Annotated in this window: 19 protein-coding genes; 17 read left to right on the forward strand and 2 right to left on the reverse strand. The window is 68.5% G+C overall.

Annotated elements, in window-relative coordinates; genetic code table 11:
- Positions 1-148: 148 nt before the first annotated feature.
- Positions 149-1,255 (reverse strand): tRNA pseudouridine(13) synthase TruD, encoded by a 1,107-nt coding sequence (gene truD / locus ACIBKX_RS33800; protein ID WP_363276310.1) that lies wholly within the window; start codon positions 1,253-1,255, stop codon positions 149-151.
- A 1,325-nt stretch (positions 1,256-2,580) separates the two neighbouring features.
- On the opposite strand from truD, the gene ACIBKX_RS33805 reads away from it, so the two are divergent.
- The 8 genes from ACIBKX_RS33805 (at position 2,581) to ACIBKX_RS33840 (ending at position 15,570) form a co-directional block, all read left to right on the forward strand.
- Positions 2,581-2,781: a DUF5988 family protein gene (locus ACIBKX_RS33805; RefSeq protein WP_363276309.1), complete on the forward strand. Its 201-nt coding sequence runs from the start codon at positions 2,581-2,583 to the stop codon at positions 2,779-2,781.
- A 178-nt stretch (positions 2,782-2,959) separates the two neighbouring features.
- A complete protein-coding gene (locus ACIBKX_RS33810; RefSeq protein ID WP_363276308.1) occupies positions 2,960-3,193 on the forward strand; it encodes a hypothetical protein in 234 nt (77 codons plus the stop codon).
- Positions 3,166-6,318, forward strand: coding sequence for an amino acid adenylation domain-containing protein (locus ACIBKX_RS33815; protein WP_363276307.1), 3,153 nt, complete (start codon positions 3,166-3,168; stop codon positions 6,316-6,318). Before ACIBKX_RS33810 ends, ACIBKX_RS33815 begins: the two co-directional genes overlap by 28 nt.
- Complete coding sequence (locus ACIBKX_RS33820; protein WP_363276306.1) at positions 6,315-7,451, forward strand: OzmP; 1,137 nt, start codon at positions 6,315-6,317, stop codon at positions 7,449-7,451. The genes ACIBKX_RS33815 and ACIBKX_RS33820 overlap by 4 nt, the downstream gene beginning before the upstream one ends.
- Positions 7,452-7,464: 13 nt before the next feature.
- Positions 7,465-9,918: a beta-ketoacyl synthase N-terminal-like domain-containing protein gene (locus tag ACIBKX_RS33825; RefSeq protein WP_363276305.1), complete on the forward strand. Its 2,454-nt coding sequence runs from the start codon at positions 7,465-7,467 to the stop codon at positions 9,916-9,918.
- Positions 9,915-13,253: an acyltransferase domain-containing protein gene (locus ACIBKX_RS33830; protein WP_363276304.1), complete on the forward strand. Its 3,339-nt coding sequence runs from the start codon at positions 9,915-9,917 to the stop codon at positions 13,251-13,253. The genes ACIBKX_RS33825 and ACIBKX_RS33830 overlap by 4 nt, the downstream gene beginning before the upstream one ends.
- Entirely contained in the window at positions 13,250-14,572 is a 1,323-nt protein-coding gene (locus tag ACIBKX_RS33835) for an enoyl-CoA hydratase/isomerase family protein (protein WP_363276303.1), read from the forward strand. The genes ACIBKX_RS33830 and ACIBKX_RS33835 overlap by 4 nt, the downstream gene beginning before the upstream one ends.
- A gap of 656 nt (positions 14,573-15,228) precedes the next feature.
- Positions 15,229-15,570, forward strand: coding sequence for a hypothetical protein (locus tag ACIBKX_RS33840; protein WP_363276302.1), 342 nt, complete (start codon positions 15,229-15,231; stop codon positions 15,568-15,570).
- 68 nt (positions 15,571-15,638) lie between these two features.
- On the opposite strand, the gene ACIBKX_RS33845 is transcribed toward ACIBKX_RS33840, so the two are convergent.
- Positions 15,639-15,917: an acyl carrier protein gene (locus ACIBKX_RS33845; protein WP_363276301.1), complete on the reverse strand. Its 279-nt coding sequence runs from the start codon at positions 15,915-15,917 to the stop codon at positions 15,639-15,641.
- Between the two features lie 236 nt (positions 15,918-16,153).
- On the opposite strand from ACIBKX_RS33845, the gene ACIBKX_RS33850 reads away from it, so the two are divergent.
- The 9 genes from ACIBKX_RS33850 to ACIBKX_RS33890 all read left to right on the forward strand — a co-directional run bounded on the left by ACIBKX_RS33850 (position 16,154) and on the right by ACIBKX_RS33890 (position 25,023).
- Positions 16,154-16,357 carry a hypothetical protein gene (locus ACIBKX_RS33850; RefSeq protein ID WP_399376808.1) on the forward strand — a complete coding sequence of 68 codons (204 nt, stop codon included), beginning with the start codon at positions 16,154-16,156 and terminating at the stop codon, positions 16,355-16,357.
- A 68-nt stretch (positions 16,358-16,425) separates the two neighbouring features.
- A complete protein-coding gene (locus ACIBKX_RS33855; RefSeq protein WP_363276300.1) occupies positions 16,426-17,208 on the forward strand; it encodes a tyrosine-protein phosphatase in 783 nt (260 codons plus the stop codon).
- Entirely contained in the window at positions 17,205-18,524 is a 1,320-nt protein-coding gene (locus ACIBKX_RS33860) for a radical SAM protein (protein WP_363276299.1), read from the forward strand. The genes ACIBKX_RS33855 and ACIBKX_RS33860 overlap by 4 nt, the downstream gene beginning before the upstream one ends.
- The gene (locus ACIBKX_RS33865) at positions 18,521-19,684 is read left to right on the forward strand and encodes an aminotransferase class I/II-fold pyridoxal phosphate-dependent enzyme (RefSeq protein ID WP_363276298.1); all 1,164 of its coding nucleotides are present in this window, start codon (positions 18,521-18,523) and stop codon (positions 19,682-19,684) included. Before ACIBKX_RS33860 ends, ACIBKX_RS33865 begins: the two co-directional genes overlap by 4 nt.
- Entirely contained in the window at positions 19,681-21,525 is a 1,845-nt protein-coding gene (locus tag ACIBKX_RS33870) for a hypothetical protein (RefSeq protein ID WP_363276297.1), read from the forward strand. The genes ACIBKX_RS33865 and ACIBKX_RS33870 overlap by 4 nt, the downstream gene beginning before the upstream one ends.
- A gap of 67 nt (positions 21,526-21,592) precedes the next feature.
- A complete protein-coding gene (locus ACIBKX_RS33875; protein WP_363276296.1) occupies positions 21,593-22,270 on the forward strand; it encodes a 2OG-Fe(II) oxygenase in 678 nt (225 codons plus the stop codon).
- Positions 22,267-22,866, forward strand: a complete 600-nt coding sequence (locus tag ACIBKX_RS33880; protein WP_363276295.1) for a hypothetical protein — start codon at positions 22,267-22,269, stop codon at positions 22,864-22,866. The genes ACIBKX_RS33875 and ACIBKX_RS33880 overlap by 4 nt, the downstream gene beginning before the upstream one ends.
- Positions 22,829-23,623, forward strand: a complete 795-nt coding sequence (locus ACIBKX_RS33885) for an HAD family hydrolase (RefSeq protein ID WP_363276294.1) — start codon at positions 22,829-22,831, stop codon at positions 23,621-23,623. Before ACIBKX_RS33880 ends, ACIBKX_RS33885 begins: the two co-directional genes overlap by 38 nt.
- Positions 23,620-25,023, forward strand: coding sequence for a hypothetical protein (locus ACIBKX_RS33890; RefSeq protein ID WP_363276293.1), 1,404 nt, complete (start codon positions 23,620-23,622; stop codon positions 25,021-25,023). The genes ACIBKX_RS33885 and ACIBKX_RS33890 overlap by 4 nt, the downstream gene beginning before the upstream one ends.
- Positions 25,024-25,153 lie beyond the last annotated feature (130 nt).

A 25,153-nucleotide genomic window follows, 5' to 3' on the forward strand; every position in this document is an offset into this window, starting at 1 on the left:
CAGGTGCCACAGCAAGGGTCGATGGCTGTGCAGCATCCGTCGGGATGGACCCGGCAGCGGGCGAGGGCCTAGGATTACGCGCCTGTTCGGCGACGTTCCGGATGGGGCGTTCCTCGGCACGCGCTACCGGGTCCAGTCAGTGAGTTCTTCAGTTGAGCTTCGAACGCGCGGTGGCGGCGGGCATGTTGGCGGCGCAACAGACCCGCTGGTGGAGAAACTGGGCCAGCGCCATGGTGGCGTAGGCACCGGCGGGCAGGAACAGCGACAGGTCGCAGCACATTCGACCTGGATAGAACGCGTCCTCGTCCATGGGGCCCGCCTCGATCTGGGACTGCAGAACCGTGGCGCGGCTGGAAACCTTGTGAGTGATGGCGCGGTCGGGCCCCGGCCGGTGCTTTCGGTAAAGCAGCTCTGGGCCCGTGGCGAGCAGGTGCGCCAGCGTTTCCTGATCGTCTGCGAACCGGAAGGGCAGCCCCTCTCGGGACATTCCCGTACTCGCGTCGTACCCGTCGCGGAGAAGCCCTGCGAGCCGGTCGTTCCACGCATGTGCGGAGGCAGCGTTGTGGTACAGCGAAACCACCCGGGGATCGAGCCGACTGAAGAATTCCTCTGGGCTTCCATTCCAAAGTGAGGCGGAGGCCGCTTGCGGTGATTGTGAATCCGCCACCAGCGCCAAAGCCTCCGCATATCGGCCGTCCCGGAGAGCCCGGCCGATCAAGTGACTGGAGCGTGGCCCACCAGGCACCCCGAACCGTTGAACGTCATAGTAGTTGAGGAACAAGATGCTGTGACGTTGCCCCGCAATCCTTGCGGCTACGGCCGGCCGTAAATTCCGTACGGAGATACGAAACCCGTTGCCAAGCAGCCGGCCCACCTGGAGAGGCTCACTCGCATAACCCAGCGGCGCAAGCCAGAGCAGCCGCTCCGAACCGGCAGCAGCATAGCGGCGGTTGAAGCCATCAACCTCAACTTGCCCTACTCCGGCAGGCAAGGACACCGTCTGCTCGGTGACGGCATCCTCATCCTTCAGCCCGGCATACCCCACCTCTGCCTCAGCGCACGCGAAGTACTTGGCAATGAGCGCAACTGCCTCGAACGTCGTATAGCCACGCTTCCATAACCGCAGATACTGCCAAGCGCCTTGCGCAGGCGAACACGCCTCGGGCATCGGTGATTCCACAACCCTGAAATCCTCCGGCCGCCGCTTAAGGATCAATTTCTCACAGGGGCACTGCACGACTGCCTGCTGCAACATTGATCCTCGCCATCTCTTATCCGAAAATAAGCGCTGTATGGATTTCCGCGTCTAGGAAGTACACCGTCGGCATCACGCACCGTCAAGAAGCATTAGGTCGGAGACTCGTCGCACACTGGGCAATCTTGTGAGCTTGTGAATCTGTGTTGCGGAAGAATCTCGGGACGTGCAGAGAGTCAACATGCTGACGTGATCCCAAGGAGCTGCTGTACCTGACAAAGCGGGGAGGTCAGCGGGCGCGCGTGGCACCTGACTGCCCAGGGGGCAAGGGCGTAACCGGGCCCGGCCTGGCTGGACTTGGTGAACTGCTCTGGTGAAGGTGCTGTCGCAACCCGCCTCCTACCACTGGTCTCCAGCATCTGCGGCAGATCCTCCGATCGACCCCGGCGCATCGCCTGCCCGGCGATGCGCCCATGGACCATCAGTGCCGCCAGGCCGGTCAGGGTGAGCAGAGCAGGGGACAACGAAAAGGCCCCGCCGTCAGGCAGGGCCGCTGGTGCAGACACAGGTCTGTCCGCACCAGCGGCACCATAGCGGTTCCCGCATCGACCTGCGCCCGCCCTGCTCGGGTCGGTGAACGAGCAGGCGGTATGGAGGTAGCGGTGGACGTTTCGCGATCTCAGTTTCGTGACACCCCGATCCCGGCCATTCCATGCCGGTGGCCCAGAAGCCGGACATCGGTCGTTCCCTCCGATTCGCGACGTGGGGCGCCGACCCTACGAGGACGGCGGCTCTGCGGTCAGCATCCACCGAGCGCAACCCGGCTGACGATCTGAGGGCGCGCGGGGCCGCTACTGGTGTCGGCGTGACTCCACCACCAGGGAAAACTGGCGGGAGTGCCAGTGCGAGTCCATCCGAGATGACCCGGAGATCTGCGGACTCCTCCTGTCGGTTGGGTTCCGCGCAGCGACGTACTTCTTGGTGACGGCGTCGACACCAGCTAGGCGTACCTCGGCGGTCTCCGTGTAAAGCGGTGGCTGTCGCTCCACATGTATGCCCGATGCCTTAGGTGTCAACTTAGGTGACGGCATCACGCATTTCACAATGGCACTTTATTGCAATGAGTGCCCCGCAATACTGCGTCCTGGACCTTTCATCAGGCGGTTGCCCGGGCGTTCCATGTTGTGGCGAGCAGGTCTGGCGGTCATGCCGGTGGACCGCGGAGGTGCCGTACATCGTTCGGTCAACAGGCGTGCCTCTGCTCCTCTGATGCAGGTCACGATCGCCTTCTGCCGTTCGATGTACGCACACCCTTCTCGTGTCCATTCCTGACTTCCTTATGCCTGGCGTTGTGCGGCCGAGACCTGTGCTGGGAGTGATATGCGGTGATCACGATCCTTCTCTGTGGAGCTCCGGAGGGTATGGAGCCAGTTTTCGAACTGGACGCGCTGACGCTGCCGGAGCGTGTCTCCGTCCCGTACTACGGCTGCCATCAGCATTTCGAGCGGGCCGATGATGTCGTGCGCTTCGAGGGCCGGTCGTTGCCGGTGTTTCGGTTCACCTACCGCACGGCGATCGCCGAGTAGGCGGTGGGTCGTGTCTGCGTCGAGTGCGGAACCGATCTCGGTGATCGAGGCATCCTGCCGATTTCCCGGCGGGGTGGGAACTCCTGGTGTTGTGGCGTCCGGCGATCGAGGAGACGTCCGCGGTGGGCCCAGTTCCGGCGGGCCGTCCGGCGGATGTCCGGCGGCCCGGGTGCTGGCGGTGATCACGGGCAGCGCGGTCGCGAATGACGGGCAGGGAAGCCGTCTGACCGCAACTTCGACCGAGATGCAGCAGCAGGTATTCCGGCGGACGACGCACCCCGGCGGGGTTGGCGTCATCGAAGTGCACGGGCAGAGCACCGCTGTGGGTGGCCCGCGCGAGTACATCGCCACCAACACCGTCTACGGCAAGAGTCAGGGGGTTCTGTGGATCGTCACTCGGCCTTCCCGTTGACGCCACTGCAGCACGGCATGTTGCTGCACTCGATGACCTCACCCGACGACGGTGTCTACGTACAGCAGAAGATCCTGACGCTGCCGGGAGCGGTCGACCAGGCGCGGTGGCGTGCGGCGTTGCGCAGCCTCTGCGAGCGTCATCCGATTCTGCGGACCGTGTTCCACCTTGACGATCCGCAGGACGCCCGCCAGGAGGTCCTCTCCGAGCCAATGGTGGTTGCCTCGCGACACGACTGGTCCGGCCCTGCAGGCGCCGGGCGGCTGGCCGACTTCCTCGCCCAAGACCGGGCGGCGCCACTCTCGCCGGCCGAGCAGCCAGCGCTCCGGTTCGCCTGGGGGGCGACCGGCGAAGGCACCACGCTGGTGTGGACCTCCCATCACGCGCTGATGGACGGCCGCTCGTACGCGATCTTGCTGCAGGAGCTGATGCACCTTTACGAGGGAGGCACGGACCTTCCGACCCGCAGGGGCTTCTCCTTCTATGTCGACTGGCTCGCCCAACAGGACTACTCAGCTGCCGCGCGGTTCTGGCGCGGCCGCCTGGCCGGCGCGCAACTGCCCACGCCGTTGCCCGGGACCGTCGGGTCAGGCATGCGGCCGGGCCGGGATCTGTCCGGTGCCATCGTCCGGGAGATCGACGAGTCTGCGACTGCCGCCCTGGTTCGTGCGGCGGCCGAACACCGGGTCACTGTCAACACGCTCGTTCTCGCGGCTTGGGCACTGGTGCTGCAGGGGCACAGCGGCCGGGACGATGTGTTGTTCGGCATCACAAAGTCCTGCCGAGGGTTCCATCCCGGCGGTGCCGACATGGTGGGTCTGCTCATGAATACCCTGCCGTTGCGGGTCACTATCGCCGAAGGGGTGTCCACCGCCCGGCTGTTGGACGAGGTGCGGCGCCGCTACGTGGAACTGCGGCAGGTCGAGTACACGCCGCTGCGCAGCATCGCCGACTGGTGCGGCATCAGCCGCGGCACGCCGCTGTTCGACAGCGTCCTCGTGTTCGACAACCGTCCCGCCGCCGAGCAGTTGCGTGCCTTAGGCGGAGCATGGCGCCACCGCCAATTCCAGTTGGAAGAGCGCGCGCACTACCCGCTCACCGTGACCGTTTACCAGGGGGACCGCCTGACGGTCAAAGCAGGCTTCGACCGGTGTCGTATCGACGAGACCACGGTCGCCATGATGCTGGCTGACTTGCGCACAGCACTAGCGCGGCTGGCTGGTCCTGCGGACGCTGTCGCTCGCACGGCTTCGCCGCATTCGGCCACCGCGGGCGCCGCCGACGTGGAGCCCGTCGCCTACCCCCGCGACCGCTGCACCAGCCACCTGTTCGAAGAACAGGCTCGGCGTCGTCCCCAAGCGGTGGCTGTTGAGGCGTCCGATGGCTCGATGACCTACCGCGAGTTGCTCGAGCACGCCCGGCGGTTGGCCGCTTACCTGCGTGGCCTGGGGGTGGGGCCTGGCACTTTGGTCGGGGTGTGCCTGCCGCGGACCACCACTCTGCCAGTCGGGCTGCTCGCCGTGATGATGACTGGCGGGGCGTACGTGCCCGTGGATCCGATCTACCCGCCGGCACGGATCGAGGCCATGCTGCGCGACGCCGCGGTCCCCTGGGTCCTGGCCGATGGCAGCACCAGGATGTCCCTGCCTGCCGCTGGGCTGCGCGTGGTAGACCTCGACGCCGAGCGGATGCTGATCGACGAAAGCGCTGCGGACCCGGCTGACGACGCCGACCCGGACCGCCGCGCATATGTCGTGTACACCTCTGGCTCGACGGGGCGGCCCAAGGGGGTGGTCGTGGGCCATCGGGCGCTGACAAACCTGCTGTGCGCGATGGCCACCTCGCCGGGCTGCGCCGCCGGAGACCGGCTGCTCGCGGTCACGACCGTGTGCTTTGACATCGCGGGCCTGGAGCTTCTCCTGCCGCTGGTCACGGGCGCCAGCGTGGTCATCGCACCGGCTGAGACCGCGGCCGACGGATTCGCACTGCGCGAACTCCTGGAACGAACCCACCCGACGATCATGCAGGCGACCCCGGCGACATGGCGGATGCTGCTCACCGCTGGATGGGTCGGCGGTCCAGGGCTCAGGGTCCTGTGCGGGGGCGAGGCACTGCCGCCGGACCTGGCCCGGTCTCTGGTGGCACGGGCGGGAGAGCTGTGGAACATGTACGGGCCGACCGAGACCACGATCTGGTCAGCGGTGGCGAACGTCGGTACGGGCGAGGCCGTCACACTGGGCCGTCCCATCGCCAACACCCGCTTCGTAGTCCTGGACGGCCAGGGGGAGCCTGTTCTGGACGGGCGGGAAGGCGAACTGTGCATCGGCGGCGAAGGGGTCGCCGAGGGGTATCTGGGACAGCCGGAGCTGACCGCCAGCCGCTTCCTGGGCGATCCGGGCGCGCCCGACCGGCTATACCGCACCGGCGACCTGGTGCGCCGACTGCCGGACGGCAGGTACGAGTTCCGGGGGCGGACCGACCGGCAGATCAAGTTGCGCGGCTACCGCGTCGAACCCGGTGAGATCGAGCAGGCGTTGCGCGAACACCCCGCGGTCGCCGACGCCGTCGTCGCCGTCGACGCCACCAGCCCCGACTCGGTGCGGCTGACCGCCTACGTCGTGGCAGCTCCCGGGCATCAGCCGCAGCCGTCGCAGCTGCGCGCGTGGCTGTCGGCCAGGCTGCCGGCCTACATGGTCCCGGCGACGGCGACCTTGCTGGAGCACATCCCCCGGACCCTCAACGGCAAGGTTGACCTTCGTGCGCTGCCCCGGCCCGATGTGGCGCCGGCGGACGGCCGTGGGCCGCGTTCGGCCACCGAGCGGACGGTCGCCGAGATCTGGCGGCGGCTGCTGGGTGTGGGGGCGGTCGATGTCGAGGAGAACTTCTTCGACGCTGGCGGGGACTCGCTGTTGCTCATGCACATGGTCGCCGCTCTGCGTCAGCTAGGTACCCAGGTCAGTGGCCTGGATGCGTACACCTACCCGACGATCCGCCTGCTCGCGGCGTTCCTGGACGCGCCACACGGGAGCGCACCGCCGACGACGGGTGGGCGGCGCAGCACGTCCAGGCTGGATCAGCGCCGGGCCCGGCTCGTACGGGGCCGCGACGGAGGGAAATCACAGTGACCTACTGCCGGATCTGCACGCTCGCCGCCGACCACCCGGGCATCAGCCTGGATGCAGACGAGATCTGCAACTTGTGCCGACTGGACATCGCAGCCGAGGTGCTCGCCAACGCTCAGTACGCCACCGAGGTCTACGACGAGTTCGCGGCCTCCGGCCCGAGCCCACACGGCCAGTACGACATGCTCTTGATGTACAGCGGTGGAAAGGACAGCACCTACCTGCTCGACAAGTACGTCAACGAGCACGGGAAGCGAGTTCTGGCCTACACCTTCGAGGTGCCGTTCGAAAGCCATCACGCCGCGGCAAACATCGACCGTGCCCGCGCGCGCATTGCCGCGACTTTCGTCAGCGATCGCGACGACGTCGGCATCACCACGATGATGCGCGAGGTCTTCAACCGCCCGTCGGACACCGGTCCTGGCCGGTACCTTGACGAGAAGCTGCCCTGCATCTCCTGCCGCAACTTCTGGATCATCCGGGCGATAAAGGTCGCGGTGCGCCATCGGATCCCCTACCTGATCCAGTGCGCCGATCCGCAGCAACTCCTGACCGAGGAGCCGCGGGTGCGCACCATCGTGCGTGACTTCCACAAGACTTTCGGTGCGGCACTGGCCTCCGAGATCTTCGGCGACGACCTGGAGACGCTCCTGTTCGCCGACGACGACGAACTCCCCAAGATCGTCTACCCATTCATAGCGTCCAGCCACCGCTACGACTCCGACGCGATCGCCGCAGAGTTGCGGGCCAAGGGGTTGTATGAGTCCTCGCCGATCGAGACGCACTGCACGTTGTTCCCGCTGCTGAACTACTACTCCCTGACCCGGTGGGGATGCATGTTCTACAAGCTCAACGCGGCAAGCCACTTGCGGGCGGTGCACCACAGCGGACAGGCGGCCAGGAACACCTTCAGCATCCAGTTCCCCCGCGCGGCCGACCTGCCGTCGATCGAGCGGCGGCTGAAAGAGATCACGGTCGACCTGGCCCACGGGCACGGCGACCCCGCACAGCACGAGCAGGACCTGGTGCAGCTCTTCTTGCGACTGGACGCCCCGGAGCCGGCCGCCAGGTTCGTGGCGGCCAGCTTTCTCGATCTTCGACGCACCGCCGACGTAATGGGCATCAACCTTGGCTGACGGAGGGCCACCTGTGAACATCGACGACGTCCGCGACACCGACATCGCCATCATCGGGATGGCCTGCCGGGTTCCCGGGGCCACGAGCGCCGACAAGTTCTGGCAGAACCTGAGTGAGGGCGAGGAGAGCACCACCTTCTTCACCGACGAGCAACTGCTGGCCGCCGGCGGCGACCCGGCGGACCTGGACGACCCCCGCTACGTCAGGGCGGCTCAGATACTGGCCGGCGCCGAAGAGTTCGACGCCGACCTGTTCGGCCTCACCGCCGACGAGGCGGAGATCATGGACCCACAGCATCGGCAGTTCCTGGAGTGCGCCGTGGAGCTGTTGGAGAACGCCGGATACCGACCCGACGGGCGCCACGGACTGGTCGGCGTGTTCGCAGGGGCGGGCCTGAACACCTACCTTCTCAACAACCTGCGTGACCGCTACGAAACCGGTACACCACTGGACCGGTGGCGGTTGATGATCGCCAGTGACAAGGACTTCCTGGCCTCCAGGGTGGCCTACGCGCTGAACCTGCAGGGCCCGGGCATCGTATTGAACACCGCCTGCTCCACCTCGCTCGTGGCCGTCCATACCGCGTGTTTGAGCCTGCTCAGCGGTGAGTGCGAGATGGCGATCGCCGGCGCCAGCCGGCTGGCGGTGCCGCAGACCGCGGGGTACCTGTACCAGGAGGGGATGATCGCCTCACCGGACGGGAGCTGCCGGGCGTTCGACGCTCGCGCTGAGGGAACCGTTTTCGGGAACGGCGTTGGGGCCGTGCTGCTGAAGCCGCTGCGCGCCGCGCTGACCGACGCTGACTTCGTCCACGCGGTCATTCGCGGCAGCGCTGTCAACAACGACGGTGCGACAAAGGCCGGTTACACTGCCCCCAGCGTGCAGGGACAGACGTCAGTCGTCCTGGCCGCGCTGGCAGCCGCCGATGTCGATCCGGCGACCGTTTCCTACGTGGAGGCGCATGGCACTGCCACATTGATGGGTGACCCCATCGAGGTGGCAGCGCTGACCCATGCATACCGCCAGTTCACCGACCTCGCCGGCTTTTGCGCGCTCGGGTCGGTAAAGACCAACATCGGCCACCTGGACACAGCGGCCGGCATGGCCGGGCTCATCAAGACCGCGATGATGCTGCGCTACCGCACGCTGGTACCGAGTCTGAACTACACCGATCCCAACCCCGGCATCGACTTCACCCACAGTCCCTTCTTCGTCAACACCGAACTGGGCGACTGGCCGCGCGGCACCACCCCCCGCCGAGCCGGCGTCAGTGCCTTCGGTATCGGCGGCACCAACGCCCACCTGATCCTGGAGGAGGCCCCGCACACTCCGGCGCGGCCCATGGGGTCAGGACCAGAACTGATCATCCTGTCGGCGCGGTCGGCTGCGGCACTGGAATCCGCCGCCGCGGCTTTGGGCCGACACCTCAAGCGCCACCAGGAGCTCCGCCTGGACGACGTGGCCATGACGTTGGCCACCGGGCGGCGCCAGGATCCCCATAGGCTGGCGCTGGTCGCGGTCAGTTCCCGGGATGCCGCATTCACGCTGGCGGTGGCCGATGAAGACCGGCTGACAACCGGCCGGGCCCCCGACCACACACCTACGCTCGCCTTCACCACTCCCGGCATCGGCTGCGGACCGACGGTGCTGAAGGTGTCGCAGACACTGCCCGGGCTTGGCCCGATCCTGGCCGAGTGCACCGATGACTACCAGGCCGTCCTGACCGCCGGCGGGGAATCCGCCGAGTTGCTCGCACACTACGCTCTGGCTCGGTTGTGGCAGTCCTGGGGCGTACACCCGTCCGCCGTCGCCGGCACCGCCCCGGCCATGCAGCTCGCCGCCTGCCTCTCCGGTGACATGCCCCTCGCTGACGCTCTCGCCCAGGCCCATGATTCCAGCAGCCAATCAGCGGACGACACCCAGTGGTTCGCAGTGGACGGGTCCGGAGGAGACGGGCCACGCATGGAATTGGGCCTGTGCCTACCTCAGGAGCCGGACACGGCCCTCGTACACCTCCTGGAGCGGGCAGCCGAACTGTGGGTCGCCGGTATCGACTTGGACTGGGCGTCTCTGTACGCCGACCGCGGCTGCCGCCGCGTTCCGCTGCCAAGCACCCCGTTCGAGCACCGACGACACTGGGTGGACCCGGCTGCCGCGACACGGCGGCACGACAGCGAGGGCCTGGCGGCCAAGCTGGCGGTCGCCGCTCCCACCGAGCGTGAAGACCTGGTGATCAGGTTCCTGCAAGACCACGTCGCCCGGATCCTGGCGATGCCCGCAGGCCAACTGCCCAACGCCGAACACAACCTGTTCGATCTGGGCCTGGACTCGCTGATCCTTATCGACGTGGTCGCCCGGCTCAGCGCAGAACTGCGCCAGCCACTACGCTCCACCGCGTTTGCCGCCAATCCGACGCTGCGCGGGTTCGTCAGGTCCCACACCGATGTACTGGGGCTTCCGGCATGAACGATGAGACAGCGATCGCGGTCGTCGGCATCGGCTGCCGCTTCGCCGGCCAGGTCAACAGTGCGCACAGCCTGTGGGAACTGGCCACCAACCGGGCCGACGTCAGCGGCCCGATCCCGTCCACACGCTGCGGCAGGGACGAGGCGGTGAGAGATACCTCCAGCGTCTCTCGCGGGTTCTTCCTGGACGGCGACCCGTGGGCGTGGGACCCAGCGCAGCTGTGCGCCGATCCCGTCACATGGGCCAGCACCGACCCGCACGCCCGGGTCTTGCAGGAGGTGACCTGGGAGGCGATGGACCGCGCGGGCATCCCCATCGATCCGGCCACAGGCCTCCGGGCCGACATGTATGCCGCGCTGAGCGGCGCCGATCACCCGGTACGCGAGGCCAGGCCGGCCGGTGACCGCGACGCCGCCGCCTATCTGGCCGCCGGCCGCACCGGGGCGCAGGTCCGGCAAGTGACCGCCGGGCTGGCCTTTGACGGTGCCGCGCTGGCCGTGGACGCCGACGGCCCAGGCGGACTGATCGCTGTTTGGCTGGCTCGGGCGGCTCTGCTCGCCGGGGACTGCGATCTGGCCGTGGCCGGCGCCGCCGAACTGATGCTCACTCCCTTGGCCTACCAACTGCGCCGCAGCCAGCTGTCCGCCGTGGGCATCCAAGCGCTGCCCGGCGAGGCGGCCGCCGCCCTGGTGCTCAAACGGCTGACCGATGCGCGCCGCGACCGCGACCCGATTTTGGCCGTGATCCTGGACGTCGCCCCCCTCCGCGGAAAGGGCAACCAGGGCCTTCAACAAATGCTCCAAGGCGCAGGCACCGCCGCCGCATTACAGCTGCTGGACTTGTCTGGCTTGGGCACCCATGCGGCGCAGATCCTTCAGGACGGTCTCGGTGCCGCCGACCGGCATCGGCTTCAGCCGCTGTCGCCGCTGCCCGTCGTGGGGCACACCGGCTGCGTCTCCGACCTGACCTCGCTGATCTTGGCAGCGCAGACCTTGAGCCATACGCGCACCACATCCGGCGACCACCTCCAGCCCGAGGCCAAGACCCCGCGGTCAGAGCTGGCAGTGGTGCGCGCGGCCACCGCCTACGCCGTCATGCAGGCCTCGCCCCCGCCGCCTCCGGAACCGCATGACGGCAACGCGATGGTGTTCCTGCTCTCAGCAGACACCCCCGAAGCCCTGGCCGCGGCAACTGGTCGGCTGGGTGAATGGGCCCTCGGCGATAGCGCACACACCAGCCTCACCGCCGCCGCGCACACTCTGGCCACGCGGCGGCGACACCACCAACTCCGGCAGGCGATCATCGCCCGCACTGCGGTAGAGCTCGCCGAACGCTGTCGGCGAACCCTGGACGGCGCCCCTGCCGAGCAAGCCGTCGCAGGCCGGGCCGACACACTGGCACCGCAGGCCGGCGCCGTGTTCGTGTTCAGCGGCCAAGGGTCGCAATGGCCGGGCATGGGACGGGCGCTGTTGGACGTCGAGCCTGCGTTCACTCAAACCATGGATGACATCGAACCCCTGGTGGCCGAATTGTCCGGGATCTCGGTGCGCCACCTGCTCACTCACCCCGAAGAACTGCTCGGAGTCGAGCGCATCCAACCCGTCCTGTTCGCCGTGCAGGTGGCTCTGGCCAACCTCTGGCGGTCCTGGGGAGTGCACCCGTCCGCGGTTATCGGCCAATCACTGGGTGAGGTAGCGGCTGCCGTTGTGGCCGGCGCACTGAGCCTGGCCGACGGCGTCACCGTGGTCTGCCGTCGAGCCCCGCTGCTGGCGAAGACCACGGGAGGAGCGATGGCTTCGGTCCTGCTGGACCGCGACACGGTGCAGGCGACCATCGAGGCTGCTGGCGCCGACGACGTGTGCGTCGCCGTCGAGACATCGCCGCAAGCCACCGTAATTGCCGGCACTGCGGCCGGGGTCCGGGACCTGGTCACGCAGTGGGAGGCCTGCGACGTCACCACTCGGATGATCGATGTCGATGTCGCGTCCCACTCAGCCCAGATGGACCCGATCCTGGAGCAACTCGCCGCCGCCGTCACCGGTATCAAGGCCCGCGAGCCCTACACCCCCCTGTACACCACTGTCGGCCCCGATCCCCGCGACCCCGGACTGCTCAATCCCGACTACTGGGTCCGCAACCAGCGGCAGACGGTACGGTTCCGATCTGCCGTCGAGGCAGCAGTGGCTGACGGATACCGACTGTTCATCGAATGCGCGCCGCACCCGCTCGTCGCGCGGGCCATCTCGGCTACCGCAGCCAGCGCCGGCGCTGACGTCATCGCCATCGGCACTACCCACCGTGGCCAGGACGATCAAGAGACGTTCCTGCAGCGGCTGGCGACCCTGCACTGTCTGGGACACCACGTGGACTGGGAATCCCACTACAGCGACGGGTACGTCATAGACATCCCCACCCGCACCTGGCAACGGCAACGCCATGGCGGCGAACAGCCCTACTCCATGGTGCCGGTCGCGTCCCTGGCTGCCGCACAGCATCCGCTGCTGGGCGGACATGTCCACGACCCGCACCGGCCCCACCTGCACCTGTGGCAAAGCCCTGTCAGTCCTAGGCGCCAGCCTTGGCTGGCCGGCAACCGACTGGCCGACGCCACCGTCATCCCGGTCAGTGGCATCGCGGCGATGCTTGCGCAGTCCGTCTCCACCGTGCTCGGGGCAGACACAGTGCAACTACAGGAAGTAGCGCTGTGCCACACGATCGCCGTCGACTCCGAGCCCACTGTGACGACCCAGGCCGTCATCGAAGACGACTCCGTCCGCCTTCAGATCGTCACCGGCGTCGGCGGCAACGCCCGAACCTGCGTCCAGGCCAATGCCGTCCGCACGCCCACACGCGCGAATACCGTACCGGCAGAGACGCCGGAGGCGGCCCGGTGGCGGGCCATCGAGGCCGCCGCGCTGCAGCACCATCTGCGTCACCACCACGAAGCCGAACCCGGTCCAGCACTCGCCGGTCCCACCAACATCCGCATACACCCCGTCGACGACTTGGCCTACGCCGAACTCGACCCCGGCGAGCCTCAAGCCGACACCGCCACGGCTGCCCTGGATGCCGCGATCAACCTGGCGATCGCCGTCTGGATCGACCACTACGCCATCAACCGCGGGCCGATCCGCGCCACGGGCATCGACGCACTCACCTTGCACCGTCACCACCGACCCGCACATCACATCCACCTGCGCCTGACCGACGTCAGTGACCAGCACTGTCTGGCCGATGTCGGCCTCACCACCGCAGACGGCACGTTGGCCGCCGCGATAAGCGGCCTGCGCCTCACCCGCACCGCCCCCACTCGTCGCCGCCGAGGAACCCCGTGAACCTGACCTCGCAAACCAGCCCACCGAACTTCGACGAACCTTTCGACAAAGCCTGCAGGCACCTCACCGACCATCTTCAAGCCGGCGAGGACACCTTCGCCGCGCTGCCCGCTCCAGCCGAGCGCGGCGACGAGGAACGCCGCACCGCACACCGCGCCCACCAGTACTGCCGACAGGCCCGCCGGGCATTCCTGTCGCTGCACGCCGCCACGGTGTACGACATGCTCACCGACGCCCGCAACAACCGGCTCCGCCTGGCCGAACTGGCCTATCAGGCCGCCGCCCAGATCCCCGGCCTCACCCCGAGCCACGAGCAGATCACCGCTGAACGCCGTCACCGGCAAAGCGCCAAGGAGGGGCGCGAGATCGATCAGGGCATCCTCGTCCGCGCACTGCTCGCCCAGCCCACCGCGGGCTCTCACCTCCTCGACAGCATGCGCTACCCCACACCCCGCGCAAGCCGACTCCTGCCCCCATTCCGCACAGACGGCCACATCCGCTTGGGCACGGTGGCCATCCACCGCAGCAACGGCGCGACGCACCTGACGCTGCACAACGACCACTGCATCAACGCCGAGGATGACACCCTGATCGAAGACCTGGAGACCGCTGTCGACCTCGCACTGCTCGACCCCGACACCACGGTGTGCGTCCTGCGCGGCGGGATCATGACGCATCCCAGGTTTCGGGGCCGGCGCATTTTCAACGCCGGCATCAACCTCACCGACCTGCACAACGGCCGCATCTCCTACACAGACTTCGTCCTGCGGCGCGAACTCGCCGTCGTCAGCAAGATCCAACACGGGCTGCTGCCCCGCCCCGACGACGACCCGGATGCGGGGGGAAAGCCATGGCTGGCCGTTGTCGAGACCTTCTGTCACGGAGCCGGGCTGCAAGTGCTGCCCCTCTTCGACCACGTCATCACCGCATCGGACGCCTACTTCTCGCTGCGTACCGTCGAGGTCGGCGTTCTGCCCGGCCTGGGCAGCCTGCGACTGGCCCGGGCCCTCGGCGGCCGACTGGCCCGTCAGATGATCCTCATCGGCAAACGATTCGACGCCCACGCCCCAGAGGCTCAGCAAGTCTGCGACGAAGTCGTCGCCCCCGACGCCATCGAATGCGCCATCTCCACCGCCGTCGAACAACTCGCACGCCCTGCGGTCCGCGTCAACAGGCGCTTCCTCTCTCTCGCCGAGGAAGCCCCCGAGACATTCCGAGCCTATGCCGCTGAATTCGCCGAAACCCAAGCACGATGCCTGTACAGCCCAGAGCTGTTCCATTTCCTGGAGCAAGCCTGGATCCGCCGCCGCCGAGACTGAACTGTGCGCCACCACGCACCAGGTTCGCCCAGGGACAACCGAGCAGACATGCCAGTTTCGTCCCCCGCGCGGCTCGTTGGGCGGCAGCCGCAAGATGCCGGGCAACACTGATGGAGATCACCGATTTTGGCTCAGTCTGGAGTTCCGTGGACCTCATGGTCGGGTGAGGATCCGGAGGCGGGGGAGTCGGAAGGACGCCCGGCCGGATGTGGCCCGCTCGAGGTTTTCACGTGGCTGACGCGGCCTTGCATCATTCCCGAACTCCAGTCGTGTGTGAGGCCGGTGGCGACCGTGTCGAGGTCCTGGCGGAGGAATCTGGCGAAGGAGCGCATGGTCCGTGACCGTCGCCTTCGGTCCGGCGGATCCACTCCAGCAGGAGGTGACCTCGGCGGTATGGGACCAGGTCCTGGAAGACCCGGCCAGGTCGCGGGCGCGGGCGATGTCCGAGAAGGCGAGGCGGGCTTGGTCGAGTTGCTCGCGGACGACCTGGACGCTGCCGCGACGGCCGCGGACGCGGATCTCGGAAGAGGCGGGTGCCGTTAAGGCGCCACGCCCCCTCACGGCTGTCTTTCTGAACCACCCGGCTATATCGGGGAGTTCAGCATCGAGACGCCTACGCCGGCTACCTCAGCGCGCTGCACGACCGCGATATCGCCATGGACGCCATCCTCGACGCCCTGCGGGCGGACGAACCCGACCTGTTCGAGGTCGACGAGAGAGTGCACCGCTTCGTCGTCCTGGCCCGAGAGGTCCACCGCGCCGCGGAGGTCGTCATCCTGGAAGGGCCGGCAGCCCTTGTGGAAGTCGCCGAACGCGTCACCCAAGCGTCCAGCAGCCTCTCCGAGGTCATGCGCTCGATGGTCAAGAACGCCCACGCGGGAGACACCTCCCGCAAGGCCGAAGACGCAGCCCTCGCAGCCGAGCGCGAACGAGCCCTGTACGAAGCGGTCAAGGACTTCCGCCTTGCGGCGCGCAGCACCATCGGCAGCACGCACTGATGCCGTCCACGCGACTACCGCGCGCCCACCGCCTCCGACTACTGCGCAACCGACTCCTGCGCGTCCAACTACCGCGCACCCACCGCGTCAGCATCGTTGCCCGCCCGAACCTGACTCTGAATGAAGGAGTCGATCGCGCGTATCGATTGGATGTCCTCCAGTTCCACCTCGACCCCGTCGCGCCGCACGCCGTACCGGTCGCAGATCCAGTCGATCAGCTGAAGTACACCGAGGCTGTCCAGGACTCCGTGCTCCAACAGGTCCAGGTCCGGGTCGAGTTCGGCGGTCGATGCCCCGGCCGGGAGCTCGGCGGCGAGGAACTCCTTGATCTGCTCGGCATACTGCATGCGGATCTCCTCTGTGATTTCCGGGCGGTCGCGAGGTCAGTGGCACGATTATGCACATAGATCCCCGATATGAGGCTGGGGAAGGCATCCAGGATTCCTCTACATTCACTTGAATTTCGATGGAATCGAAGAAAGTTGTCTTGTGAATTGCGTGGTTCATTGGGAGGGTTCTCGGCGGCACAGAGCATGCGTCTGTTCCTCGCTAGCAGAAGTCTAATAGAGAAGGGAAGATCCCCGTGGCTGAGCAGCCCGAGATCAACTCGTCGAAGGACGGCTGGGAGACTGAGGTCGCCAAGGACGTTTCGGCGGACTGGGAGACTGAGGTCGCCAAGGACGTTTCGGCGGACTGGGAGACTGAGGTCGCCAAGGACGTCTCCGCGGACTGGGACGCCGAGGAGAAGGTCGTCGTCGACAACGACGTCGTTTCCGACTCGGAGTGATCCAGGGCTGGGGCGCGGGGGTGCCCCCGCGTTCCAGCACCCCTCCGGCGCGCCAACCCCACAACCCTGTGAACGCGTGGAATGCCGCGTATCTCAATACCCGCGATATCGGCGGAATCCCTGTTGCTGGAGGGCTACGCACCGCCGAAGGCGTGATCTATCGGACTGCCGCGCTGAAATCCCGTATTCCGGCGTCGGTTGAGGGTGGTCTGGTCGCACTCGGTGAGGAGCGACGCGGTTCACCACTCGGCGATTCCACGGGTATCCGCCCAGTGCATTTCTTTGATCTGCGGTCCGCCGGGGAATGGGAGGGCGAGGCCGTAGGACGGCGCGACGACGTGGTCCTGCACCACCATCCGCTGGTCGATCCGGACGGTCACCGGGTCCGTCCCGAGGATCGCGGGCCCGCCTATTTCGCCGAGCAGTACGTACGCATGATCCCGGCTGCCGGTGCGATTCTCGGGCGCCTGCTCACCGTCGTGGCCGACGACGCGGGGCCAGTTGTCGTGGGTTGCCGCCTGGGCAAGGACCGCACCGGCCTGGTGGTTCTGCTCCTCCTGCACGTGCTCGGGGCCAGCGACGGCCCCAACACCCAGGAGTTCCTGCGCACCGGGTCGGCGCTCGCGTCCCGCCCGGACTGGCTGGCCGAGTACGCCTCCCAACGTGGCGAGACGGCCGCTCAGGTGCTGCGCCGCTGCCAGCTCCCGCCGAGCGTGCCGCAGCACGTCCTGGACGTCCTGCACCGCCGCGCCCCGCTCATGGCCGATGCAGAGCAACTGCTCGGCATCAACGCCGCCGTGCTGCGGCGTGCCCGTACCCGGCTGACGGAATCGAGAGGTGAAGACAAGTGAAGGTCCTGGTCATCTGGCCCCCTCATGTCCCGAGTTATTTCAACGCCGGGCATCACATCAGCACGTTTCTTACCGCCAACTACCTCCGCGCCCTTCCTGAGGTGGACCAGGTGCGGGCAGTCGACGCGGGTGCTCTCAACTACACCTGGAAGGAGATCGGTGACCTGCTCTACCAGGAGCGGGCCGATGTGGTCGCCGTCATCAACGACTTCGACAACGTCGACGACCTGCCCCGCCTGGTGAAGTACGTCCGCACCCTTTCTCCCGGCACCAAGGTGGTCACCGCCGGGCGGCTGAGCGCCCAGGCCGCCCGTTCCTTCGAGGCGTACGACCTTGACGCGGTCGTCGTCGGCGGCGATCCGGAAGCAGGGGTGGCCGCCTACGTACGCCACTTGGTCGACCCTCAGGGGCCGTTGCCCGGAGTCGCGCTGCGCGGCCAGGACCCTGCCGGTGTACCGGCCGGGACGTTCCTGCCCGCCGACGCCTGGGTGCTGCCCGACGTCGAGGAAATCCCTTACGAGGCGTATGAACGCATGTACCAGAGAGACCAGAACAAGTTTTGCGGCATCCCGCAGCGCCGCGAACTGGTCGTGCCGGCCTCCCGCGGCTGTCCGGTCGGCTGCTCGTTCTGCGAAGTCCCCACCTTCCAGGGGCTGCGCGACCGCAGGCTGTCCGTGGAACGGACCATCAACTACATCCAGGACTGCTTCGCTCGCCACCCGTTCGAGTACGTCGCCTTCTACGCGCCCACGTTCACGCTTGACCGCAAGTGGACTGAGCGGCTGAGCCGGGAACTGATCGACCTCGGCAGCCCGTACCCCTGGAAGTGCGCGACCACCATCGCGCATCTCGGCGAGCCGCTCCTCGAGCTGATGGCCGCCTCCGGTTGCGTGCGCGTCAGCGTAGGCGTGGAGACCCTCGACCCGGCAGGCCATGCGGCACTGCCCAGGCTCAAGCGCCTTGAACAGGACCGCTACGAGCGGCTCGCCGACGCCTGCGCGCGCCTCGGCGTCGAACTGAACTGCTTCGTCATCGTCGGGCTTCCGGGCACCACTCCCGAGGGCATCGCGCACACTTCCCGCACCATTCGTGCCGGGCAAGGCCGGGTCAGGCCGACCGTGTACTCGTCCATGGACCGGCTGCGCAGCGCCGTCACCCCGGACGACGCCGCCGACTTCAACCGCCAGCTCCTGCACCCCGACGACGTCGCGGACGCCGATACCGCCCACGACCTGTACGGCTTCGTCTACGGACGCGAGGACTGGGTGACGCCGGTGACCGAACGCATCCCCCGTCGCCTGGAGCGGACCCGATGACGGCGGAGCCGATGACCGCGAACTCGTTGACCGCGGAGCCGATGACCGCGAATCCGACGACCGCGAACTCGATGACCGCGCCCGGCGCAGGAGCGCACCAGTTGCCGCTCCCCGTCGTACGCGACCGACGGGCCTCCGACCCGCGCGTCAACCTCAGCTCGAACGAGCTGTATCACCCGCTGGCCGGGGCCCTGGTGGGCGAGCTGATCGACGGTTTCGATCCGGCCGCCCTGGGCCACTACCCGGTCCAAGAGCCGGCGGCCGCCGCAGCAGGGCAGCTGCTCGGCCGCGACCCGGCACAGCTGCTGCTCGCCCCAGGCTCCGACTCCGTGATCCGGCTCCTGCTCGCCTCGTTGCGCGGCGCGTTCCCTGGCGGGCTGCTGCTGCAGGAGCCCAACTACGAGGCTTGGACGCAGGCGGTGGAGTCAGGACCCTGGCGGATCGAGCGGCTGCCCACGCCGGAGGGCGCCGCTGATTCACTCGACCCCGTCCTGCGTGCCGCGTCCTCGGCTGCGCCCGCCCTCGTCGTGGTGTCCTGGCCGAACGGCCCCGCCGGGTACACGCCCGAGCTCGACGAAGTCGCCGCTCTCGCCGAACTCTGCCGCCGCAAGGGCCACTTGCTCGTCGTAGACGGCTGCTACGCGGGATTCGCCGGCAGCCCGCTCGACGTCGTACGCCTCGCCGGAGCGCACTGCTTGGTGCTGCTCAGCTGGTCGAAGATGTTCGGCTTCGCCGGCGGCCGACTTGCCGTCGCGGCTGGCTCCGCCGAACTGGTCCACCGGTTGCGCGCCGCCCGCCAGGAGGACCACGTGAGTGTCCTCGCGCTGCACGCGCTGACCCGCACCAGCAGGGTCTACGACCGCTTCACAGAAGTGTGGCGGGACGTGGCCACGACCCGGGAGACTTTCCGACGGCGCCTGGCCGCACTCGGGTACCGGGTGCCGCCCTCGGGGGGCAACTTCCTGCACGTACCCCGCCCCAGCGCGCACGCAGCCACCGAGCTGACGGCCGGGCTGTCGCATGCCGGGTACCGGGTACGCGACATGGGGACGACCACCGCACTCCAGCACCACGTGCGGTTCACCGTGGCTCATGGCCCGGTCGGCGACCGTTTCTTGGACGCCCTGCAGGGCTGCCTGGCGGGGGCGGAAGCGGCATGAACAAGACCACCACCACTCACTCTGCCGAGACCACCACTCACGCTCCGCCGCGCAGAGCCGCGCACCACTGGCACGACGCCGCCGCCTGGTACGGCCTAAAGCCCGCACTGCACCCGCCGGCCGCCAAGCCGCCGTACCCACTGCTGTGCCCCACCTCCGGACCGGACGCCGAAACAGCATCCGAGGACCTCAACGGCCTGTACCGCAACCTGCACGCGCACCAGGACGGCGTCCTCGGCCTGGGGCCCGAAGGGGTCCGCTTCACCCGCGCCAAAGGCCACCGACTCGCCGACACCACATGGCAGTACGACACCCTCCTGATCGACACCCTGCACGGCACCCGCCTGCTCGACGGCGAGGACGTGGTTCTGGACGCCGCCGCGCTGCGCCACGTCCTGACCACCGGAGTACGGCAACTCGTCGTCGTCGCCCACGGCGACGGCGGCCACCTCGACCTGGGCGACCTCGTGGCCTGCGGCCTGTACACCCCTGTCGAGCTGGATCTGGCGACGGGGCGGCCACTGGAGCGCGGCTGCCGTGAGGGGGTGCGGTGCAAGCGCGCGCGTGATCACCGCAGCGTACTGCTGTGCCGAGACATCAAGGCGGGCAGTGTCCTGCTCGTCGCGTGCAAGGCCGGGGTGCTCGTCGACCCCGCGTTCCCTTCGACCACCAACGTCGTCGTCGGATTCCTCGACGGCTATGCCGCCAGGGTCCTTGCCCCGTCCGGCAACGCCTCCGCCTCACCGGCCATCACCAGTGGCCTGCACGCGCTGGCCCGTACGGCCGCCCCCGCTCGCGTACGTGACTACCTCGACGACGTGTCCGGGCGAGGCCGGATCCGCTATCGCTTCTTCGGCACACCCACGGGGCCCGACGCCGACGACCAGCCCCACACCGGCACCGGCGTGACCGTACGCCGCATCCTTGAACCCGCCCCAGGCGAAAGCCACTTCGCGGTACGGGAACTCGACGACGTGCCGTTGCGCCCCGGCATCGACAGCGTCTACGGCCACCGCCACACAGTGCTGCCCGCCGACGTCCCCGAGGACACGGTGCGCGTCGTGCCCGACTGGGAGCCACGCCCCGATGACCTGGCCGGGCACCGCGCGGACATGGAACGGATGCGGCTGGTCTACGGCCAGCTGACGACCGCACTCGTCACCAGTCCCGCCCGCCAGAACGCTCTCACCCTCGGCGAGCGACTCGCGGACCTGCGCCGCCGTCACGAGGCCTCCCGGTTCACCGCCGTTCGCCGACTCGCCAACGGCGCCACGCACGGTCTCGTCACCCACCCCGGCGGCCAGGAGGCCACCCGGCAACTCCTGGACACCTGGGCGGAGGCCGTCGCCGACACCCTCCATCTGCTCCTGGAGCGCCACGACCCCGGCGAACTGCTGACCTCGGCCATGTGGCCCAAGCGGGAACGGGCCGGTCAAGAGGGCTGCGAGGCCTGCGGCCGACGCCTGCGGGTGATCGGCTACCGCGATCTGCTGGGCGACACCGGCTACACACGCCACGACTGCCCGCACTGCGGCAACCGCCGCCTCACCCCGGACTCCGAAGAAGGCTCCTGCGTCACCTTCCGCCTGGTGCCCGGCCCACGCCCCGCCCTGGAGGTGAGCCCCGAGACGGTCCACGGCCGCTGCCACCTCGTCTGGAAGGCCGCCTTCAAGAACAGCGCCGCCTCGCCCCCCGCGCGCCAGGCCACCCTCGGGAGCGCCCCGGAGCGCCTGCCCCTGCCCGTGCCCGACGACATCACCGACCAACTGCACACGCTGCGGGCCGTAGTGGTCAGCGGCTCGCAGATCTGGGCCTGGCGCACCCGTTGGAGGGCCCGATGAAACCACTCACCGGAGCGCCCGACGACCACTCGCCAGAGGGCTCGATGACCACGCACCGGAGGGCCCGATGACCCCCCTCCCCGCCGCGCCACCAGCGCCCCCACCACTGCTGCGCCCCGAGCCGACCGCGCGCCATGAACTGCCCTTCCGGCACGTCGTGTTCGCCCCGGGCAGCCTGCTCTCCGCAGCCACCGCCGCCCAGCTCAGCGCCGCCTTCCCCACCTCACTGCTGAGATCGGCCCGCAGCCGCCGGGGCGGCGACAAGACGTACGCCGTGAACGCCCTGACCCTGCATCACCACGGCGACCCGGCCCCCGAACTGGCACGCCTCGACGCCCTATGGCACTCGGTCGTGCGCGAGCTGACCTCACCGGACTACAGCCACCGCCTGCTACGGCTGCTCGGCCTGCCCGAAGCGCCCGTCGACGTCGAGATACGCCTGACCGAGTACGCCCACGGCGGCTGGATGTCCCGCCATACCGACCGCCCGGAAAAGGCCTACTCGCAGAACATCTACCTCTGTCCCGGCTGGCGCCCGCAATGGGGCGGCGGACTGAGCCTGTACGCCTCTGCAACAGCGCTCAGACCCACGACGACGTTCGTGCCCGGGGACGGGAATTCTCTCGCCTTCGCCCGCTCGGAAACCTCATGGCACGAGGTGCTTCCCGTCACCGCACAGGCCCGCGCGCCACGACGTGCACTGCTCGTGCACGCCCACTGGAAGGACTGGAAGGAGAGGCCATGAGAGTCGTCGTCGCCGGACCGCCGGGCGCGGGCAAGACACACCTGGCCGCCCGCCTCGCGGCGCACACCGCGCTGCCCCTGCACGACCTCGACGACCTGTACTGGGCAGCGGGATGGAGCCGACCGGGCAGCGCCGAATGGCATGCGCGCCAACTGGCCGTCACCTCCCAGGAGCGCTGGATCATCGCGGGCAACTTCCAGGCGACCCTCCACGTCCGGCTGCGCCGCGCCACCCATCTCGTGATCGTCGATCCGGGTCCCGCCCGGTGCCTGGTCCGCCTGGCCCGACGCACCCTGGGCATCTACCTCGGCCGGGTCGAGGACCTGCCACGCGCCCTGCGCGCCACCGGCCGCCTGCAGGCCGGCCGCGGCCTCACCGGCATCGCCCGCACCGCCCTGCGCTACCGCCGCGTCGAACTGCCCGCCACTCACCGCCTGGCCGCGGCACACCGACTGCGCCCGGTGTTCGTCGGGCGCGACACCGACGCCGCCGACCTCCTCACCCGACTCAACCCGACTCATCCCGATGCAATCCGATGCAATCCGACAGGAGCAAGTCATGTCCCAGGACGAGCCGCGGGTGACCAACTCGCGTAACCCGCCCCCGATACCCCCCATACACGCCGTGGCGTTCGACTTCTTCGGAACGCTCGGCCGATGGCAACCCGGCACCATCGGCAGCCCCGCCCAGGTCCTGTACGCAGCGGCGCCCGACCCGGACCAGCTCGACACCAGGCACCTGGTCAGCCTGGTCGAAGGAGTCAACGGCACGTCCCAGTTCGACGACGCGGCCAGCCCTGAGGCCTACACCGCCTGGGAAGAGGAGAGCTGGACCGCGGCCGCCCGGTACGCCGGCGTGCCCGTCACACCCGGGCTGATCGACGAACTACGCGCCGTCATCACCGACCGCCGCCTGGAACTCTTCCCCGACGTACGCCCCGCCCTGGAAGCCCTGCACGCTCACCGTGTGCCCTGGGTGCTGTGCTCCAACGCCTCGCCGGACGTGGAGGGCAAGCTGCACGCCCTGCTCCCCGAGGCGCTGCGACCGCAGGCCTGCGTGGTGTCCTGCCGCGTCGGGGCGCGCAAGCCGCACCCGCGCATGTTCACCACCGCCCTGCGACAGCTGAGTCCGCTCGCCGCCGAACAAGTCCTGTTCATCGGCGACCGGGTGGACTGCGACGTCGTCGGGCCGCGCGAACACGGATTCCGAACCGCCCTGCTCGACCGTGCCGAGCACCCCGCAGACGCCGCGCCGGAGAGCGTGGACACACCGGTATGGGGAGATCTGCACCCCCTGGCCGACCTGCTGCAACAGCAGTCCTCCACACTTCTCGAAAGGCAGAGCCAGGCATGAGCATCGACCTCTCGCTGCACTCCTCCACACGGCCGCTCTCCAGTCTCGTGGTACGCGGCGGTGCCCCCGTGCACGGCACCGTCACCGTCTCGGGCTTCAAGCACGTCCAGGTGCTGGCCATCGCGTACGCAATAGGCGTGGGCCGGCGCACGGTGCTCACCAACGTGCCGGACATCCTGGAGACCCGCACCTACCTGGACTTGCTGCCCCGGCTCGGCATCGACATCACCCAGGCCGGCTCCAGCCTGCTCCTCGCGCCCGGTGCGGCCAACAACCCGACCGCTGGGACCGCGGGTCCGGGTGCGGTGCTGCCGAACGAGGCGGCCAGCATCCACGGCAGCCTCTACCTCCTGCCCGCACTGCTCGCACTGCGCGGCCGGGTCGGCTTCTCCTCGTTCGGCGGTTGCCCCATCGGCAGCACGACCGACGAAGGCTCCCGGCCCTGGCGGCACATCGTGCGCGTCGTCGAACGCTTCGGGGCCCGCTTCGACGAGCGGCGGCGCGAACTCACCCTCCCGCACGGCGGGTTCAGGGCCACCGAGTTGGACCTGGGGACATTCGCCGACGACCAGCGCACGCTCACCGGACCCGAGTACTCGGGCGCTACCAAGGCAGCCGTACTCACCGCCGCCTTCGCCGAGGGCACCACGGTGCTGCACCGGCCCTATCAGAAGGCTGAACTGCGCGCTCTGCTCGACCTGTTGAAGCAGGACGGCGTCGGAGTGACGTGGTCCGGCGGCAGCCTGGAGATCACCCCACATGCCCGGCCCGGTGACCTCCTCACCTACGATCTGCCACCGGACCTGCTCGAAGTGGTCACCTGGACCACCGTCGCCGCCGTCACGGGCGGTGCGATCCAACTGGCCAATGTGACACCAGAGTTGATCAAGGAAGGGCTGAGCGCCGAACATGCTCTGTGGCACGCCGCAGGAGTCCGGTTCACCCGCCACCCAGGCGGCGGCATCACCGTCCGCGGCCCGCTCGACGGCGCCTTCGCCTCGCTTCCGGAGATACGAGTCGACCCGACCACCATCTACAGTGACTCGCAGCCGCTGTTCACCGTGCTGGCCACCCAGTGCCCCGGACCCACCCGCCTCGTCGACGGCGTCTGGACCGGCCGCTACCGTCACTTGGACGGGCTTGCCGCACTCGGCGCCGACACCCGACGCACACCAGACGGCGCCGTGATCGGAGACACCCCGCTACGAGCGGCTGCCGAGGGCACCTGGCTGCGCGCAACCGATCTACGCTGCGCCGCGGCACTCGTGGTCGCGGCCCTGGCATCGCCCGGCGGCCCGGTACAGATCGGCGGCACTCAGCACCTGGAGCGAGGATACGACCACCTGCCGCAGAAGCTCGCCGCCTGTCTGGCCAACGCACCCCTCCAGCCGACTCTCTGACCCCAGGAACCCCCTATGCACACCGACCTTCGGCACCATCCGCCGTACGACCAACTCGCCGCCGCCCGGCCGCACACAGAGCCCCCGGACCTGGGCCGAACCATCGCCACCCACCCTCCACACCTGAGCA

It is taken from the genome of Streptomyces sp. NPDC050658 (genome assembly GCF_044457025.1).
In the GTDB taxonomy this organism is placed as follows: domain Bacteria; phylum Actinomycetota; class Actinomycetes; order Streptomycetales; family Streptomycetaceae; genus Streptomyces.